This window comes from Bradyrhizobium quebecense (assembly GCF_013373795.3).
GTDB classification, from domain to species: Bacteria; Pseudomonadota; Alphaproteobacteria; order Rhizobiales; family Xanthobacteraceae; genus Bradyrhizobium; species Bradyrhizobium quebecense.
In genome coordinates this window covers 163,725-180,997 of record NZ_CP088022.1, presented here as the reverse complement: position 1 = coordinate 180,997, position 17,273 = coordinate 163,725, and the positions used below count along the sequence as shown (strand labels likewise).

The window sequence follows — 17,273 nt, the reverse complement described above, 5'->3', positions numbered from 1 at the left end:
AGGCTGCTGGAGAAGGTTGTGTTTGACCCAGCGCAATCGGCTTCACCGTGCCCCAGACATGCGCTTGACCCAAATCAACGGTTTGGCGCGCCGCGGCTCTAGAATTGAACAAATTGCCCGGCAGCTTGGGCACGTTCAGGGAGATTTCTGATGAATCGCGCCGCCTTCACGCCTCTGCAAAACACTGCGTTGCCGCACTCGTTCAGGCAGGTTCGGCTCGAGCGCGCGCGCGAGCATGATCACCCCGAGGGCGCGCCCGCGATCGGCTATATCATCGTTGCCCCGCTCGACACGGCATCGCGGATCGATGTCGAGACCTGGAAAACCCATCGCGAGGCTTGCCGCGTCGTTCGTCAGCGCCCCACGGAAGACGATCAGCTCGGTCACCTCGTTCATGGTCCGGGCGGCAGCTGGCGCTTCCATTACGACGTGACCGGTTCGACAGCCGATGAAGCCGGATATCATTTCGGCAACGAGCGCTTTCGGCTCGGCGAATACGTTTCCGTTCATGAGGCGGACGGCATGCACCCCTATCGGGTCGTCTCCGTCACGCCGCTTTGATCGCGACTGCGCCGGATCAGGATGTCGGCCCCCAAGGCATCCACCGCTGAAAGGGAGAGGTCGAGGACGACATTGACGATCCGGTGGTCGGTCGGCTCTGTCACGGCGGTGAACCCGAGTTCATGGCACATGTTCAGCATGGTGGTGTTCTCGGCCAGCACTTCACCCGACAGCCGCTTCAGCCCTTCCGACCTCGCATACTGAATCAGAAGCTGCATCAGCGCCCACCCATATCCTCTGCCCTTGAGGTCGGACTGCAGCAGGATAGCGTATTCGGCATTCTCGTAGAGCGAGTCCGAATGAAGCTGGACTGCTCCCACCATGGCGCCGGTGCTCGGATCCAGCGCCGCAAAGGCCATCGCACGCGCGTAGTCGAGCTGGGTCAGCCGCGCAATGAACGCATGCGAAAAATTCTTCATTGCCTGGAAGAACCGAAGCCTGAGATCCTCGGCCGTTACACGCCTGAAGAAGCTCTCGACCATGGGCTCATCTTCCGGCCGCAACGGTCTTATCACGACGCGCGAGCCGTCCCTCAGGGCAAGCTCTCCTTCCCATTGCGACGGGTAAGGCCGCACCGCGAGGCGAGTCTGGCCGGCAAACAGCCGCGCCGGCTTGCGGACGGCCACGCGTGCGTCGAGCGCCAGCACGCCGGCCTCGTCCGCCAGTAGCGGATTGATGTCGAGCTCTGCGACTTCCGGAATATCGGCCGCCATCTGCGCCAGCTTGACGAGGGTGAGGGGCACGACCTCGGCCGGGACAGCGGGTACATCGCGATAGGCCGCCAGGAGCCGCGAGACCCGTGTCCGGCTCACCAGGTCGCGCGCCAGGTTCATGTCGAGCGGTGGCAGCGCCAGCGCCTTGTCGTTGATCACCTCGACCGCGGTGCCACCGCGGCCAAACACGACCACGGGACCAAAGGTCGGATCGTCGGCAATGCCGAGGATCAGCTCACGCGCCGCCCGCCGCTCGATCATCGGCTGGATCGTCACGCCTTGCAGGACGGCATCCGGCCGCGCGTGCCGCGCGCGCGACAACACTGCCCTCGCTGCCTCGGCGACACGTTCGCGCGTCCGCAAGCCGAGGATGACGCCGCCGACATCGGACTTGTGGCTGATGTCGCGGGAGAACACCTTGACCGCAACCGCAAGTCCCTGGGCCAGAAACGGCGCGGCCTTGTCTGCGGCATCGTCGGCGTCACGGGCGGCGACGGTGGGAACGATCGGAATATCGTAAGCCTCAAACAAGGCGACGATCTCGGCCGGGTCGAGCCATTCCCGCCCTTCAGACAGCGTCTTCCCTATCACGCTCCTTGCCGCCGCCGTTTTCGGCGTAAACGTCGAGGCGATACTGGGCGGGGTTGCGGTCAGTGCGACGGAGGCTTCGCGGTATCGCACCAGGTACATGAAAGCGCGCACCGCGTCATCTTCGGTAGGAAAATGCGGGACGCGGGCAGCTTCAAAGGTTGCCGCGGTGCGCTCATCGGCACCATCCCACGATGCAAGCACCAGCGCGGCGACGTCACTCTTCCTGGTCCGACGGTCACGAACGCATTGTGCCACCGCTTCGGCGATTCCTTCGGTCGGCGCGACCGCCGTTTCCACATTCATGACCAGCACAGCGTCGCTGTTGGCGTCCCCGAGCAGCACGTCGAGCGCAGATACGTAGCGGGCAGCATCGGCATCGCCGGAGATGTCGACGGGGTTGGCGCGAGACCAACCTTGCGGCAGAACCCGATCGAGCGCCGCAATCGTCTCCGCCGACAGGCTCGCTGGAACACCCCCGAGCTCAACAAGCCGGTCGATCGCGAGGATGCCGAGCCCGCCGCCATTGGTCAAGATCGACAGCCGGTTGCCGTGCGGAACGAAGCCGCGGCCGAGCAACTCGGCGCAGTCGAACAATTCCCGAAGGTCGTACACGCGCAGCATGCCGGCCCGGCGGAACGCTGCATCATAGACCGCGTCCGAACCGGCCAGCGCGCCGGTATGGGTAGCGGCGGCCTTGGCGCCCTGGGCCATCCGGCCCCCTTTCACGACAATCAGTGGCTTGAGCCGCGCCGCGGCGCGCGCGGCCGACATGAATTTGCGCGCGTCCTTGACGGCCTCGAGGTAGAGCAGGATCGCGGTGGTGTGATCGTCCTGCGCGAAATAGTCGAGCAAATCAGCGACATCGACGTCGAGCTGGTCTCCGATCGATACGATGCCGGAGAAGCCGAGCCGCCGCTCTGCCGCCCATTCGATCATCGCTGCAGCGACGGCCCCGGACTGCGAGATCAGGGCAAGACGCCCTTCGGCGGGCTGATGCGCGGCAAAGCTCGCATTGAGCTTTGCGCGCGGCACCATGACGCCGAGACAGTTCGGCCCGATCAGGCGCATGCCGTGCATGCGCGCCGTCAGCGCGACCGTCTCGGCAAGCGAGCCGGCGCCGTGCCCGAGGCCGGCGGACAGGATCACCGCACCGGCGACACCGACCGCGGCAGCGTCCGAGACGATTCCGGGAATCGCGGCCGCGGGCGCCGTGATCTCAACGAGGTCCGGAACGAATGGAAGTGACTTGAGATCCGGGGACGTAATCTCGCCGTCGATCGCGGCGTAGTTCGGATTGACCACGGCGATGCGGCCGGAAAAGCCGCACGCCTTGAGGTTCATGAGCACCGCCAGGCCGAGCGAAGATGGACGCGAACTGCCGCCGACAAGTGCGACCGTTCGAGGCGAAAGAACCCGTTCTAGGCCAAACGTAGACATCGGACGGTCTCGCAAGGAACGAGCGGAGGCGCCTGCCGCTTCGTGCAGCGTGCCAGCGCCCGCATGACATCCTCGCGAGCAATGATCCCGACCAGGTGGCGATAGTTGTCAATCACGGGCAGGCTCTTGAGCCGATGTGCTACCATCATCTGCAGAACACGCTGCAGACTTGTGTCCGGCTCAACCGCGATCACATCGGACGACATGATCTCATCGACCGTCGTTCCCATCCGATCGTCGTAACGTGGCAAGATGTGATCTGTCGGACAGGCGAACACTTTCAGGGCGTCGAGTTTCGTGACGAACCCGACCACGACATCGTCGCGGAGCACGGGATAGGCGTCATAGTCGTCTTTTGCGAACAACCGGTACAAGTCGCTGACGGTCATTTCGGGAGCGACGCTTCGTACCGACCTCGTCATGTTGCTCGCGACGGTTTCCTGAAGAAACTCGTACATGGCTGATCCCCTTGGATGGATGGTTATTTCGTGGGCGCGTCGCTGCCTGACGAGCGGCGCGCCCGGCAGGGCGGCTACGCCGCCGTCTTGATGTCGATCTGCCTGCTCTGCTTGGGAGCCGGCTTCTTGACGGTGACCTTGAGCACGCCCTTGGCGATTTCGGCGCTGACGTCCTCCGCCTTGACGCCCTCGGGCAATGCAACGGACCGCGAGAACGCGCCGAAGCTGCGCTCGATCAGGTGATAGTCCTTGTCCTTCTCCTCGCGCTCACTCTTCTTCTCGCCCCGGATCGTGAGGGTGTTGTCGGCGAGGTTGAGCTGAACGTCCTTGGTCTCGAGGCCGGGCAGTTCGGCGGAGATCTCGACGGTCTTGTCGGTCTCGCTGACGTCCATGCGCGGCATCATTGCCGGCGGCGCGGCGAATGCCGGAAAATTGCGGCCGAGTCCATCGAACAGCCGATCGATTTCCTGCTGCAGAAATGTGAAGGGGTTGCCCTCCCGCCGCGCCACGGCGCGCTCGGTTCGAACGGGGATCATGTCGTTGACCATCAGTACCTCCTTTTGAGTGTCGCTCGCATGCCAACATTAGTCAGGAGCAGCCACTCGGCTGTTGACCGGGATCAAAACCGGGCCAATGTCATGTGATCAAAGGAGGGGCACAGACCCAAGCGAGTCCCGTCATGCACGCCATGATCCTGCCCGCGCGAGGCGCGCGGCTGCAATATACGGAACGGCCCGACCCACTTCCGGGACCGGGCGAGGTCCGCGTCAAGGTCGGCGCCTGTGGCGTTTGCCGCACCGACCTGCATGTCGTCGACGGAGAACTGCCCGACATCGCCTATCCGATCGTTCCCGGCCATGAGGTGGTTGGCCGTATCGATGCGATCGGTGACGGCGTAGACCATGCGCATCTTGGCACACGCGTCGGCGTCCCTTGGCTTGGATCGACCTGCGGGCACTGTCCCTACTGTCGGGAAGGCAAGGAAAACCTCTGCGACGCCCCCCTGTTCACCGGCTATACGCGGGACGGCGGCTTTGCCACCCACCTGGTGGCAGACGCGCGCTACTGCTTTCCGCTCGGTGAAGACGGCGAGGACGCGGAGCTTGCACCGCTGCTCTGCGCCGGCCTGATCGGCTGGCGCTCCCTGGTGATGGCTGGCGACGGCCGCAAACTCGGCATCTACGGCTTTGGCGCGGCGGGACATATCGTCGCGCAAGTGGCGCGTTGGCAAGGGCGGGATGTGTACGCTTTCACCCGTGCGGGCGACACCGAGGCCCAGCACTTGGCTTTATCGCTCGGCGCATGCTGGGCCGGCGCTTCGGGAGATCGGCCGCCGGCCGAGCTTGATGCCGCAATCATCTACGCCCCGACCGGGCCGCTTGTCCCGCTCGCGCTGCGCACGCTGCGCAAAGGCGGACGCGTGGTCTGTGCCGGCATTCACATGTCGGATATTCCGAGCTTTCCCTACGACATCCTTTGGGGTGAACGGCAGATCGTTTCCGTTGCCAACCTGACGCGACAAGATGGCGTCGACTTTCTCAAGACGGCGGCAAGAGCTCGAATCCGGACACACGTCACCGTCTTTCCCTTGGAACAGGCGAATGAAGCACTGGCGCGCTTGCGGGACGGCAAGCTCGTCGGCGCAGCCGTTTTGAAACCATGACGACGCCGACATCAACACCCGACGCGGCCACAGGCGAGACTGGCCAAGCCGCTGTATTGTCGTTCCTAGCCGGGTCTGGCCAGCCGACCGTGCCGGTAAAGCGGATCGACACCCATTGTTCGATCGTCTTTCTCGAACCTTCGCGTGTTCTGAAGATCAAGCGAGCTGTCAAGCTGCCTTATCTCGACTTCTCGACACTGGAGAAGCGGCGGCGCGCCTGCGAGGATGAGATCGCCATCAACAAGCGCAACGCCCCCGCCATCTATCACAGGGTGGTTCCGATCACGCGCGGGCGCGATGGGCTTGCGGTCGGGGGGACCGGACCGGTTGTCGAATGGGCCGTCGAAATGGCTCGCTTCGACGAAAACAAGACGCTCGATCATCTTGCCGAGCAAGATGCAATCCGGCCGGAGCTTGGCGAGAGACTGGCCGCCATCCTGCTCGAATCCCATCGGACCGCAACCGGACGCGAAGGATCTCCATGGCTTGCCTCGCTCCCTGTCATCATCAAGCGCAATACGGAGCAGTTTTGCGCCGAGCCGGTTCTCTCCCGAGAGGAAATCGATAGATTGCACGAACTGAGTCATCAGGCCCTCGCGCGCAACCTCGAACTGCTGCGCCGCCGCGCCGCCGCTGGGCAGGTCCGGCATTGTCACGGCGACGCACATCTCGGCAACATCGTCCTGCTCGACGGCCAGCCCGTTCTGTTCGATGCGATCGAGTTTGACCCCAATATCGCGACGACCGACGTCCTCTATGACCTCGCATTCCCCGTGATGGACCTGCTGTACTTTGGGCAGGAGTCGACGGCCAACAGATTGTTCAACAGCTACGTGCAAGCCACCTGGGATGCGCAATCGAACGCGCTGTCCTTGCTACCGCTGTTTCTGTCGATGCGCGCTGGAATACGCGCCAACGTGCTCTTCACCAAGCAGCGACAATACCAAAGCGATCAAACGATCACCGCCCACGCAAAACGGTATTTCCAGCTTGCACGCCGGCTCATTGAACCGGCGCCGTCCCGCCTGCTTGCAATTGGCGGGAAGTCCGGTACCGGCAAGAGCGTGCTGGCGCGCGACATGGCGCATCTGATCGCGCCGCCCCCGGGCGCCCTGGTTCTGCGATCGGATGTCATTCGCAAGCAGCTCTATCACGTCGCCGAGCACGCCACACTGCCGCCCGAGACTTACACTCCCGAAGCATCCGACCGCGTCTACCAGGCCATGCTCGATCGTGCCGGGCACGCCTTGGCGCAAGGAATCTCGGTTATCCTCGACGCCGTATTCCTGCAGCAAGCCGAACGCGACGCCGCAAAAGCCGTTGCCCGCAGCGCCAGGGTCGAATTCAGCGGGATATTTCTGACTGCCGATGACGCCGCGCGGCTGCAACGTGTCGCATCGCGACGGCACGACGCCTCCGATGCGACGGTCGACGTTGTCAACGCCCAAGCAAAGATTGATACCGGCGACATCGATTGGGGAATCGTGGACGCCTCCGGTTCGGCCGCCACGACACTCCACCGCAGCATGTCCTGTTTTCAAAACGAACCGTGGCCTTCCGACGTGCGGAACGCCCCCTAAGGGAATATCCGGAATTGGTCGAACCGGCGAAGTCTGTCAGCATCCTTTCACGAGAACAGGAGGATGCTATGAACCGCGCATTGGGTCTTCTTTTTGCCGGAAGCGCCATCGCTACGGCGGCGCTTGTTGTATTCTACAACTGGTTCTTCCCCGACGCGATGCCGCTTGCCTCGACCGAGCCGCTTCTGGCTTGGCGATTTGAGGCGGCCTTTGTCGTATCGGCGGCAGCCTGGACCGCAGCCTTTGTGGCAGCGGCGTCTGCGCTGTCGTTGCTGCTGATAGCCTTCACCGGTCGTGACGCTACCGTCGGACGCTAGAATGAGCGCACTCGCTTAGCTTAGCTTAACTTAGCTTGCCTTGACGTCTGCTATGCATCGAGGGCCGACCTTGCAGGGCCGGCCCTCGGTGCATTCGCATGAAAGATCATCCGCAAGCTGGCGATCCGCGGTTGGGCTCGAAGCAGACGTTCAAGCCTCGTCGACGTGAGCCGATCCGGCGCTTCCAAAGAGCAACAGCGCTGCAGGATTGCAGCGAGCCGAGTCGCTATGCTGGAGCGTCGCCACTCACGCGAATGGTGGACGGTTACGCCTGGCGCCGCCACACACTCCAGAGAGCACCGACCATCAGAAGTCCGGTTACGAGTAGAACGACGACGAACATCTGCATGATGTCGAAGTTGAGGGTATCGCGCGCGACAAACAGCGCTGCGACGAACCCCGCGAGTATGAAGAGAATTCGAATAATGAGACTCACGGCTCTCTCCTGCAGACGGGCGCGGCTCATGGCCCGCGAATTTCGCTCCCGGAACGTTGAGCCAGACCCTCAATCCTGCGGGCGACGTTGCTACCATAAGGACTTGGCACCGCTGGACTTTGCTGCAGATCAAGCCCCTCCAAGGCGACAGCTGGCCGGATCAATGCTGCAGGACGTACTGTCCAGGCGCATCGTCGAGCGGCGATCTACCCCCGGGCGCGTAAAGCGCCGACTGCGCCGGCACCCACGCACCGGAATGTGCCGTGAGGAAGCGAACCCACTCCAGCCACCAGGATCCGTCGCGATTCACCGCCTTCCGCAACCACTGGTCGGGGCCGACATAAGGTTGATCCGCCTTCTTCTCCAACAACTGATAGCTGTGCCCCTCCTCCGACGGCGGAGCAACGATGCCGGCGTTGTGACCGCCGCTCGCCAGCACGAAGGCGATATCGGCATCGGCCAACAGGTGAATCTTGTGAACCGACCGCCAGGGCGCGACGTGATCACGAACGGTGCCGACCACGAACATGGGGGCGCGAAGATCGGAAAGTGCCACCGGCTGCCCGTCCGCCAAATAGCGGCCCTCGGCAAGGTCGTTGTTGAGAAACAGCTTGCGCAGATAATCCGAATGCATCCGATAGGGCATGCGAGTCGCGTCCGCGTTCCATGACATCAGGTCACTCGGTGCGGCGCGCTCGCCCATGAGATAATCGCGTACCAGGCGCGACCAGATCATATCGTTCGACCGCAGCAACTGGAACGCACCGGCCATCTGCGCCGTCTCGAGCACGCCGCGCTGCCGCATCATATCCTCCAGGAACGCAACCTGGCTTTCATTGATGAAGAGCGTCAGCTCGCCAGCATCGGTGAAATCGACCTGGGCTGCCAAGAGCGTCACCGAGCGCAGGCAGCCGGGCCGCTCCTTCTGCAGCCGAGCAGCCGCAATGGCGAGTAGCGTCCCGCCAAGACAGTAGCCAGCCGCATGGATTGGACGTTCGGGAACAAGCTGATTGATCACGTCGATCGCGGCGTCGATCCCAAGCTTGCGATAGTGATCGAGGCCAAGTTCGCGATCGGCTGGCCCGGGGTTGCGCCATGAGATCATGAACACCGTAAAGCCGCGTTGAACCAGGAAGCGCACGAGCGAATTCTGCGGCGAGAGATCGAGGATGTAATACTTCATGATCCACGCCGGCACGATAAGTACCGGTTCGGGGCAAACGTCGGCCGTCTCGGGTGCGTATTGGATGAGCTCGATCAGCTCATTCCGGTAGACAACCTTGCCCTTGGTCGCGGCAACGTCCTTGCCGACCACAAATGGGGCGGGTCCGGACGGACTGGCGCTCAACAGGTCCTTGCAATCTTCCAGCCAGTTATGCCAGCCCGACACGAAGTTGCCGCCACCTGAATCCATCGCTCGCCGCAGCACCTCGGGGTTGCTGAACGCGAAGTTGGACGGCGCCACGACATCGAGACATTGGCGGACGGTGAAATCCACAATTGCTGCATTTGCCTTCGAGACGCCACGCAGGTCGCTCGCCGCCGAATGCCACCACTGTTCGCCCAGCAGGAAAGCCTGGGCCATGATATTGAAGGCCGGCAGCGACCAATCCTGGCCGGAAAACCTATTGTCGCCCGGCTGAGGCTTGACCATGAACCAGGGCTGCCAAGCCGCATGCGGCGTCGACACCATTCGCGCGAAGCGCGAGCCGTCACCAAGAGCTTTCAGTGCAAGCTCAAGCCGTTTTCCGGGCGACGCCGCGAGGTGGAGCTGCCAATCGGCAAACGCCAGCGCAAGGCTCGCCGGCGAGATGCCCCCAGTCCATCGCGCCATCGCCGCGTGAGCCAGCTGGTCGATCGATTCGGCCGCCGTCGATCCTTCACTCTCAGGGACCACGGAGGCTGGCATTCTTGCAGCCGCCACGTCGTCGTTGGCGGGGGATGTGGTTTGGTCGAGAACTGCTTGGACTGTCATCGCTCACCTCCTTGCTCGAGCGGAATGAGCTCGGCCCTTACCTGTCTTTGCGTTCGGCGCCTGCTCCAACGCCAGACGTCCCTGCCTAGTCGAAACGGAACCGTTTCCGGCCCAACGCCACGATCTCGCCGTCCGTCGGATGATTGCTCGGCTCAACATGCAAATTGAGGTCGGGCCTTGCCGTTCTGAGATACTGCATCAGTTCAGTCCTCTCGATACCTGGTCCGATGACGAGCAGATCGCTGCAACCGCCCACGGCCTCCCCTACCCGGGCGAGGAATGTCGCGTCGGCCTGGACGCGGCCATCGCCGATCGTATTCGCCTTGTGATGCAGATGCTGCGAGGGCAAATGAGCATGAACGGCCGTGGCGCTGACTCCTGTCAACCCAATGCCGAAAACCTTCGCGACAAGGTGATCGATCCAAACGACGGCATGCGCATGTGTTTGCAAGGCAATCTCGCTCATGAAGTGACTCCGCTGCTTGCTTTCTCTGCTTCTCTCAATCGTCGCGCCAATGCTGCAAGCAGTTCCCTGCGACTGACAATGCCGACGACAGCGCCGGCGCATACCACGGGAACCTGGGCAACATCGTAGATATCCATCTGCGCGACGACGTCCTCGATCGATGCCTCGACATCGACGGTGATTGGAGAAGAACTCATGAGCGAACCGACCCGCAAGGTGCGCATACGTTCGCGTTCGGGCGTGTTCTCGGCAATGCCGAGCAGCGACTCCAGCCAGTTTCCGGACGGCGGGCTGATGCCAAGCTCGTCACGGTGAAGGAAATCGCCCTCCGAAACCATGCCAATGAGAGCTCCAGCATCGTCGATCACCGGCAGGCCGCGCTGATCAGTCTCAAGCAGCAGTTGGACGGCGTTGAGCACCGTGGCGGTCGGCTTGATCGTCGCGAATGAACTGCGCATCACGTCAGTTGCGAGCATGGTCATTCTCCCATTCAGCACATGTGCTGGCCGCCATTGATCGACAGCGTCGACCCGGTGATGAAACCCGCTTCGTCGGCGGCAAGAAATGCGACGGCACGGGCAATTTCTTCCGGCTGCCCCAGCCGCCCAACCGGGATCTGCGGCAGAATGGAGTTCTGCATGACATCAGTCGGCACCGCGGCCAGCATCTCGGTATTGATGTAACCCGGGCAGATCGCATTGACCGTGATCCCAAATCGCGCGCTTTCGAGCGCGAGCGCGCGGGTGAAGCCGAGCTCGGCGGCCTTCGCCGCGGCATAGTTCGTCTGACCGATCTGGCCCTTCTGCCCATTGATCGACGAGATGTTGATGATCCGCCCGAACTTGCGCGCCCGCATGCCCTCGATCAGCGGCCTGCACATGTTGAACAGCGAATCCAGATCAGTTCGGAGCACCGCGTCCCATTGCGGCTTCGTCATGCGGTGCAGCGTGGCGTCGCGCACGATGCCGGCATTGTTGACCAGGATATCGATCGGACCGAGCGCGGCTTCGACCTCACGGACACCAGCTGCACAGACATCGAAATCGGCAACATCCCACCGGAAGGTGCGAATTCCGGTCTGCTCGCCAAATCGGCGCGCAGCGTCCGCATTTCCGGCATAGCAGGCCGCAACCCGGCACCCGCCAGCAGCGAGGGCCCGCGAAATCGCCGCGCCAATTCCCCTGCTTCCACCTGTAACCAATGCGACGCGCGCCATGCCGACTCCTCCAAGCTGGGCACAACATTTGCGCGAAGTACACGCTCGATGAATTGATCTCGCTCAATCAGAATCCACGAACGCGCATGAGGCAGATCAAATCGGCCCGCCTCGACCGGTGCTTTGATGGCACTTGCTCTTCCATCCCCCTTTGGAGAACGGCCCATGTTCAAGAACATCCTCGTCCACATTCCGACGGAGCTGTCGCCACGTCCCGCGGTCGACGGATCGGTTTCGCTCGCGCTCGGCATCGGCGCGCATCTCGACGCAATGGCGATCGGCTACGAGACTGCCAGCGTACCGTTGGTCGCTGAAGGGGGGGTGGCGGTCGCCTCGCTGTTCGAGGCCGAACACGATCAGGCCCTCGAACGCGCCGAGGCGGCGCTGCGCGTCTTCGACGTCGAGGCACGGAATGCAGGGATATCCTACGCGACCCGCGCGGTGGGTGCGCTTCCGATCGATGCGCGCGAGATCATCTGCGCGAACGCGCGTCTGCACGACCTCACCGTGGTCGCCCAGCCGCTGGGCGACTACAACAGCTATGACAATGTGATCCCACGTGAGCTTTTGTTCCAGGCCGGCGGTCCCGTCCTGTTCATGCCCTACACGTTCCATGGCGCATTCTCGGCGAAACGAATCGGGATCTGCTGGGACGGCAGCCGGCTTGCTGCCCGCGCCCTCCACGACGCAATGCCGCTGCTGCGCGCTGCCGACGCCCTTGCCATCATCACCATCGATGGCCCTGACCCTATCCCTGCGGAGAGCTCCGCCGACCATCTGGTGCGATATCTTGCCAAGGCCGGTCTTCCGGCCAAGATCACATCGTTGCCGGCGTCCAAGTCGGAGGTTCAGTCGATCTTGCTGTCGATCGCGGCGGATGAGAGCCTGGATCTTCTGGTGATGGGTGGATACGGCCACTCCCGTCTGCAGGAAATTCTGCTCGGCGGCGTCACGCGCGACATGCTGCGCGCGATGACCGTTCCGGTCCTGATGTCTCACTAAGCGAGGGTCGAATTGTGAAGTATCCTGCCGGAACATTTCCAAGGCATGTGGCCCGCGGATTCGTCATCATCGGCGCGATCTGCGCCGCACTGACTCCAGCTGCTGCGGACCAGGCGCAAGGCCGTCGCCTTGCGCAGCTCTACTGCGCCCGCTGCCATGCAATCGACAAGGTGAGCCCGAGCCCGCTGAAGATAGCACCTCCGTTCCGGACATTGCACGAACGCTATCCGGTCGAGATGCTGCAGGAATCGCTGGCGGAAGGAATCGTCACCGGCCATCCGACCATGCCCCAGTTCAGCTTCGAGGCGGACCAGGTGGGCGACTTCATTCTGTTCTTGAAATCGCTGGAGCGCGGGCAAGCAGACCGTTGAGCCAGGTCAATGTGCGGAGTGCACGGAGCTTTATTCTATTTTTATCAACACGGAGGTCCGACATGCGTGCGCATCAGATCATGACCAAGCATATCATCGCTGTCAGTCCGCACACGAAGATCCTGGATGCGGCCAACATCATGCTGCGATGTCACCTCAGCGGTCTGCCGGTGATGGACGAAGACGGCACGCTCAGGGGCATGGTATCCGAGGGAGATTTCCTGCAGCGCGGCGAGATCGGCACGGGCCACAAGCGCTCAGCATGGCTGGAACTGTTCACCGGCGTGGGTCGTGCCGCGACCGATTTCGTGCACGAGCGCGGTCGCAAGGTCGAGGATGTCATGACGGCGAACCCGATCACCGTCGAGGAGCAGACGCCGCTCGACGAGATCGTGCATCTGATGCACAAGCATGGCGTGAAGCGGGTGCCGGTCGTGAACGGCAAGACCATGGTCGGGATCGTCACCCGGGCGGACATCCTGCAGGCCGTCGCATCGCTGGCGCGCGAGGTTCCCGACCCGACCGCCGACGACAGCCATATCCGCGAACGGATCCTGCGCGAAATCAACGCCACCGGCTGGCGTCCCGCCGGCTTCCAGGTCTGGGTGCGCAACGGCGTCGTGCATCTGCACGGCCTGATCTTCGATGACCGCGCGCGCCAGGCCGCGATCGTGCTCGCCGAGAACACCTCGGGCGTCCAGGAGGTCCATGATCACCTCTGCTTCGTCGACGGTTATTCCGGGTACTATGTGGAATCGCCGGAAGACATCAAGGCGGCCGGCTGATCCGATCGAGGAGATCAACATGGCAATGAGTACGCTGCTTGTCGTCACAGCCGTCTGTCTCATCTTCTCGATCTTTGCGCTCGCGCTCGTCCTGACCGATCGCAGCACGACGCGCTGGCGTGAGGAACAGGACGGGAATCGAGCCACCACACGCGCTGCCTATCCCGACAAGAACGGGACCTAGCCTCGCTTTTCGCCCCGCGCGCCGAGACACTGACGTCTCGGCGTGCGGCCACCGTCTATTCCTCTGTACCCCCCTGGACCTACGTACAAATACGTAAGTGGCTTCTACTTAGGGGAAATATCCAAATTTCCCAATCCGTCAGATGCGATCAACCTGGCTCCATCGATCTTCCCATCCATGGAGCGTCGCCATGCAGACCCAGAACGCCATTTCTCTCGAGAACAGCCGTCACCCGACCAGCATCCTCAACCGACAGGCGCGTGTTGAAGGGCCCTTCGGCATGATTGGGACGCCGATGCGGTTCGCACGCAACAGCGAGATTTACGGTGAGGATGAGGCCTCGGAATACCTCTACCAGGTCGTCTCCGGCGCCGTCCGAACTTACAGGATTCTGGAAGACGGGCGTCGCCAGATCGGTGCTTTTTATCTCCCCGGCGATATCTTCGGTTTCGAGGCCGGCGAGACACATATCTCCTCGGCTGAGGCCGTCTCCGAGGCCCGGGTCATCGTGGTCAAGCGCGCCGCGCTCATGGTCCGTGCCGGCCACGAAAAGGATCTGGCACGGCAGCTGTGGGATGCTACGGCCCAGGAGCTGCGCCGTTTCCAGGAGCATCTGATGCTCCTGATCTGCAGCGCCGAAGATCGTGTCGTCGGCTTCCTTCATGACATGGCGCGCCGCGCCTTCAAGAATGCCGCCATCGAGCTTCCGATGTCGCGCCAGGATATCGCGGACTATCTCGGACTGACGATCGAAACGGTGTCACGCACCTTTACCCAGCTTGAGCAGAACGGCGTGATCTCGCTTCCGACCTCGCGCCGGGTGGAACTGCGCAACCGTGCGATGTCGAACCGGATCATGGCGGCGTGAGAAGGGCGCGCCAGGCTCCGAGAGCCGGCGGCGAGTGAGAGGCAAGGAATCGAATGCGGTCGAACCTGGCGATCACCTATGGGCAGGACAGGCTGCCACGCTACACCAGCTATCCCACGGCTCCGCATTTTTCTGCGGAGGTCGGCGAGGCTGACTACCGGACATGGCTCAGGTCGGTTCCAACTCGCCGGCCGGCGTCGATCTACCTGCATGTGCCGTTTTGCCGGTCGATGTGCTGGTACTGCGGGTGCCACACCTCCATCTCCCAGCGCGACGAACCGGTCGCCATTTACGCCGCCGGCCTTCGCACCGAAGCGCACCTCGTTGCGGAAGCGGTCGGTCAGCGATTACCCGTCTCCCACATCCATTTCGGAGGCGGCACCCCGACGATCATGACGCCCGAAACCTTCGCCGATCTCGTCAGCGCGCTACGTTACTCGTTCTTCGTGCAGCCCGATGCCGAGATCGCCGTCGAGATCGATCCCCGCACCCTGACCGAGCCGATGGCGGAGGCATTGGGCTACAGCGGCGTCAACCGTGCGAGCCTTGGCGTCCAGAGCTTCGATCCTGTCGTTCAGCACGCCATTAATCGTTCGCAGAGCCTTGAGCAGACCGCGGAAGTGGTCGAGCGGCTGCGCCGTGCTGGCGTCGGTCGCATCAACTTCGACCTGCTCTACGGCCTGCCCTCTCAGACTGTCGCGTCCTGCCTGGATACTGTCGGCAAATGCGTCGCGCTGCGGCCCGACCGATTTTCCGTGTTCGGATATGCCCATATTCCCTCCTTCAAGAAGCACCAGCGCATGATCGACGAAGCGTCGCTGCCGGATAGTCTCGAGCGGCATCGTCAGTCCGAAGCAATCGCGCAGGCGCTGACCGATGCCGGATACATCCGCATCGGCCTCGACCATTTCGCGCTCCCTGGCGACAATCTGGCCATGGCAAAGCGCGAGGGCCGGCTGCGGCGTAACTTCCAAGGCTATACGGACGATTCTGCCGAGACCCTGATTGGTCTGGGCGCCAGCGCAATCGGCCGCATGCCGCAGGGCTTCGTGCAGAATGCAGTCGCGACACGCGACTACCTTGCGCGTATCGCCGAGGACCGGCTTGCCACCGTCAAGGGCTACATGCTGACCGCAGAGGACCGTTTCCGTGCCGACATCATCGAGCGCATCATGTGCGACATGGCCGTGGACCTGCCGGGAATGTGCCGCCGACACCGCTGGGATCCTAGTTCGGCCGTCGTCGATCGTTCCCGGCTCGACAGGCTGATCGCGGACGGTGCCGTGACGATGATGGGTGATCGCCTCTCGATCAACGATGACGCGGAATTCCTGGCCCGAAGCGTCGCCTCGGCGTTCGACGCTCACCTTGGTCGCGCCACGGCCCGGCATAGCCGAGCGGTCTAGGTTGCGACCATGGCGGGGGTGCACCCCTTTTAGAGCAGCTTTGGATGTTGCCTGCTCCGTTTGCTGATCCAGGTCATGCATGTCGCAAGCAGAACGAGCACCGCGATCCCTGCAGCGCTCACCACGAACTGCGACGCGATGCCGTTGGACACTTCGGTGAGATACCAACCCGCCAGCAGGGATAGCACGACGGCCGCACAATAGGTTTCGAGCGAACGCTCGCCGCAACGAATTGCGCCCTTCAGGCCGCCCCTGCCAAATCTCTGCCAATTCGGCGGCACGTACCTCGCCACGACGACCGCGATCGCCAGGAAATGCAGGAGCCGCAGCGGGTCCAGATCCGTCTTGTCGATCGGATAGATCACCCGCGCAATGTAGCTCGGGATCGCGGCCGCCAATGGCTCGATCTCCCAGCTCAATGTGATCACGAGGCTAAGGCCGAGGTACGCTATCGCAGTTACAACGACGGGCCACGACACGATTTCCCGCCCGAACATCCGGTAGCCCCGAATCGCCCACCACGCCCCAAGAACGACGGGGAACTGCCAGGCAAGCGGGTTGAAGTACCACTGATTGACCGGCCACTCCGGCAAGTTCCAGTCGTACGATTGGACCAGCGCATAGATGAAGGCGGAGATCAGCAGGGACGCATTCGGAAACTTCAATATTCCCCAGAGAACAGGTGCAAACGATAGGTGAAACAGCACGAAGGTCGGCAGCACATCCGTATTCACGGGGCGATACATCAGGATGGCGGCATGGGCCAGCGCTGCACCCGGCTTTTGCAGCAGGATCTTCACGTTGGCTTGGTCCGCCATTTGGTCGCTACCCGAGCCATACACGACCACGGCAAGCGTTACGGTCAGGATGAGGAAGGCCGCGTAGATCTCCCAGCTTCGCAGCAGCGTATGCGCGAAGACTGAAGCCCACCCATCACGACGGCGGACATCGCTGTAGCTCAGCGCACAGGTCACGCCGGACACGAACATGAAGACTTCGGTCGCATCGCTGAAGCCATAGTGGCGCAGCGTCAACCAGCTGAAGACATTATTGGGAATGTGATCGAGAAAGATGCACCAGAGAGCAAGACCTCGACACACGTCGAGCCGGAGATCGCGGTCCAAGGGCACGCTGTCGTCTTTCCCCGGATGAACCGTCAGGAATGCGGGGTTCCGGTGAACATTCCGGCCGTTCAGGCGGCCGGTCGAACAATCAGAAAGCATGGACCGTTACCAACTGTCGGC

General features: G+C 62.6%; 19 protein-coding genes. 10 read left to right on the top strand and 9 right to left on the bottom strand.

Translation table 11 applies throughout. The annotated features are described in order from the left end of the window. Nucleotides 1-150 precede the first annotated feature (150 nt). Nucleotides 151-561, top strand: a complete 411-nt coding sequence (locus tag HU230_RS00985) for a hypothetical protein (RefSeq protein WP_176533360.1) — start codon at nucleotides 151-153, stop codon at nucleotides 559-561. Here HU230_RS00985 and HU230_RS00980 read toward each other — a convergent pair. The 3 genes from HU230_RS00980 to HU230_RS00970 all read right to left on the bottom strand — a co-directional run bounded on the left by HU230_RS00980 (nucleotide 531) and on the right by HU230_RS00970 (nucleotide 4,308). After that, complete coding sequence (locus HU230_RS00980; RefSeq protein WP_176533361.1) at nucleotides 531-3,302, bottom strand: bifunctional acetate--CoA ligase family protein/GNAT family N-acetyltransferase; 2,772 nt, start codon at nucleotides 3,300-3,302, stop codon at nucleotides 531-533. The two genes, HU230_RS00985 and HU230_RS00980, sit on opposite strands and share 31 nt — an antisense overlap. Then, nucleotides 3,284-3,760 (bottom strand): CBS domain-containing protein, encoded by a 477-nt coding sequence (locus HU230_RS00975; RefSeq protein WP_176533362.1) that lies wholly within the window; start codon nucleotides 3,758-3,760, stop codon nucleotides 3,284-3,286. Before HU230_RS00975 ends, HU230_RS00980 begins: the two co-directional genes overlap by 19 nt. Nucleotides 3,761-3,834: 74 nt before the next feature. Beyond that, complete coding sequence (locus HU230_RS00970) at nucleotides 3,835-4,308, bottom strand: Hsp20/alpha crystallin family protein (RefSeq protein ID WP_176533363.1); 474 nt, start codon at nucleotides 4,306-4,308, stop codon at nucleotides 3,835-3,837. 131 nt (nucleotides 4,309-4,439) lie between these two features. On the opposite strand from HU230_RS00970, the gene HU230_RS00965 reads away from it, so the two are divergent. The 3 genes from HU230_RS00965 (at nucleotide 4,440) to HU230_RS00955 (ending at nucleotide 7,320) form a co-directional block, all read left to right on the top strand. Continuing rightward, entirely contained in the window at nucleotides 4,440-5,423 is a 984-nt protein-coding gene (locus HU230_RS00965) for a zinc-dependent alcohol dehydrogenase family protein (RefSeq protein ID WP_176533364.1), read from the top strand. After that, nucleotides 5,420-7,003 (top strand): bifunctional aminoglycoside phosphotransferase/ATP-binding protein, encoded by a 1,584-nt coding sequence (locus tag HU230_RS00960; RefSeq protein WP_176533365.1) that lies wholly within the window; start codon nucleotides 5,420-5,422, stop codon nucleotides 7,001-7,003. Before HU230_RS00965 ends, HU230_RS00960 begins: the two co-directional genes overlap by 4 nt. A 68-nt stretch (nucleotides 7,004-7,071) precedes the next feature. Continuing rightward, nucleotides 7,072-7,320: a hypothetical protein gene (locus HU230_RS00955; protein ID WP_176533366.1), complete on the top strand. Its 249-nt coding sequence runs from the start codon at nucleotides 7,072-7,074 to the stop codon at nucleotides 7,318-7,320. A gap of 265 nt (nucleotides 7,321-7,585) precedes the next feature. Here HU230_RS00955 and HU230_RS00950 read toward each other — a convergent pair whose 3' ends face one another. The 5 genes from HU230_RS00950 to phbB form a co-directional block, all read right to left on the bottom strand. Continuing rightward, nucleotides 7,586-7,756: a hypothetical protein gene (locus HU230_RS00950; protein WP_176533367.1), complete on the bottom strand. Its 171-nt coding sequence runs from the start codon at nucleotides 7,754-7,756 to the stop codon at nucleotides 7,586-7,588. 160 nt (nucleotides 7,757-7,916) lie between these two features. Then, on the bottom strand, nucleotides 7,917-9,731 hold the full coding sequence (locus tag HU230_RS00945) for a PHA/PHB synthase family protein (protein WP_420840829.1): 1,815 nt from the start codon (nucleotides 9,729-9,731) through the stop codon (nucleotides 7,917-7,919). Nucleotides 9,732-9,816: 85 nt separating this feature from the next. Then, complete coding sequence (locus HU230_RS00940) at nucleotides 9,817-10,197, bottom strand: hypothetical protein (protein ID WP_176533368.1); 381 nt, start codon at nucleotides 10,195-10,197, stop codon at nucleotides 9,817-9,819. Further along, the gene (locus HU230_RS00935) at nucleotides 10,194-10,673 is read right to left on the bottom strand and encodes a CBS domain-containing protein (RefSeq protein WP_224942808.1); all 480 of its coding nucleotides are present in this window, start codon (nucleotides 10,671-10,673) and stop codon (nucleotides 10,194-10,196) included. Before HU230_RS00935 ends, HU230_RS00940 begins: the two co-directional genes overlap by 4 nt. A gap of 14 nt (nucleotides 10,674-10,687) precedes the next feature. After that, nucleotides 10,688-11,413: an acetoacetyl-CoA reductase gene (gene phbB, locus HU230_RS00930; protein ID WP_176533370.1), complete on the bottom strand. Its 726-nt coding sequence runs from the start codon at nucleotides 11,411-11,413 to the stop codon at nucleotides 10,688-10,690. Nucleotides 11,414-11,578: 165 nt separating this feature from the next. Between phbB and HU230_RS00925 the strand changes: the two genes are divergently transcribed. The 6 genes from HU230_RS00925 (at nucleotide 11,579) to hemN (ending at nucleotide 16,029) form a co-directional block, all read left to right on the top strand. Next, on the top strand, nucleotides 11,579-12,415 hold the full coding sequence (locus HU230_RS00925) for a universal stress protein (protein WP_176533371.1): 837 nt from the start codon (nucleotides 11,579-11,581) through the stop codon (nucleotides 12,413-12,415). 47 nt (nucleotides 12,416-12,462) lie between these two features. Beyond that, nucleotides 12,463-12,786, top strand: coding sequence for a c-type cytochrome (locus HU230_RS00920; protein WP_176533372.1), 324 nt, complete (start codon nucleotides 12,463-12,465; stop codon nucleotides 12,784-12,786). A 62-nt stretch (nucleotides 12,787-12,848) separates the two neighbouring features. Then, the gene (locus HU230_RS00915; protein ID WP_176533373.1) at nucleotides 12,849-13,571 is read left to right on the top strand and encodes a CBS domain-containing protein; all 723 of its coding nucleotides are present in this window, start codon (nucleotides 12,849-12,851) and stop codon (nucleotides 13,569-13,571) included. Between the two features lie 19 nt (nucleotides 13,572-13,590). Further along, nucleotides 13,591-13,755, top strand: coding sequence for a hypothetical protein (locus HU230_RS00910; RefSeq protein WP_176533374.1), 165 nt, complete (start codon nucleotides 13,591-13,593; stop codon nucleotides 13,753-13,755). A gap of 190 nt (nucleotides 13,756-13,945) precedes the next feature. Continuing rightward, nucleotides 13,946-14,623 carry a helix-turn-helix domain-containing protein gene (locus HU230_RS00905; protein ID WP_176533375.1) on the top strand — a complete coding sequence of 226 codons (678 nt, stop codon included), beginning with the start codon at nucleotides 13,946-13,948 and terminating at the stop codon, nucleotides 14,621-14,623. A gap of 53 nt (nucleotides 14,624-14,676) precedes the next feature. Then, nucleotides 14,677-16,029, top strand: a complete 1,353-nt coding sequence (gene hemN / locus HU230_RS00900; protein WP_176533376.1) for an oxygen-independent coproporphyrinogen III oxidase — start codon at nucleotides 14,677-14,679, stop codon at nucleotides 16,027-16,029. A gap of 29 nt (nucleotides 16,030-16,058) precedes the next feature. Here the strand turns inward: hemN and HU230_RS00895 are convergent, their stop codons facing one another. After that, nucleotides 16,059-17,252, bottom strand: a complete 1,194-nt coding sequence (locus tag HU230_RS00895; protein ID WP_176533377.1) for an OpgC domain-containing protein — start codon at nucleotides 17,250-17,252, stop codon at nucleotides 16,059-16,061. Between the last annotated feature and the right edge of the window lie 21 nt (nucleotides 17,253-17,273).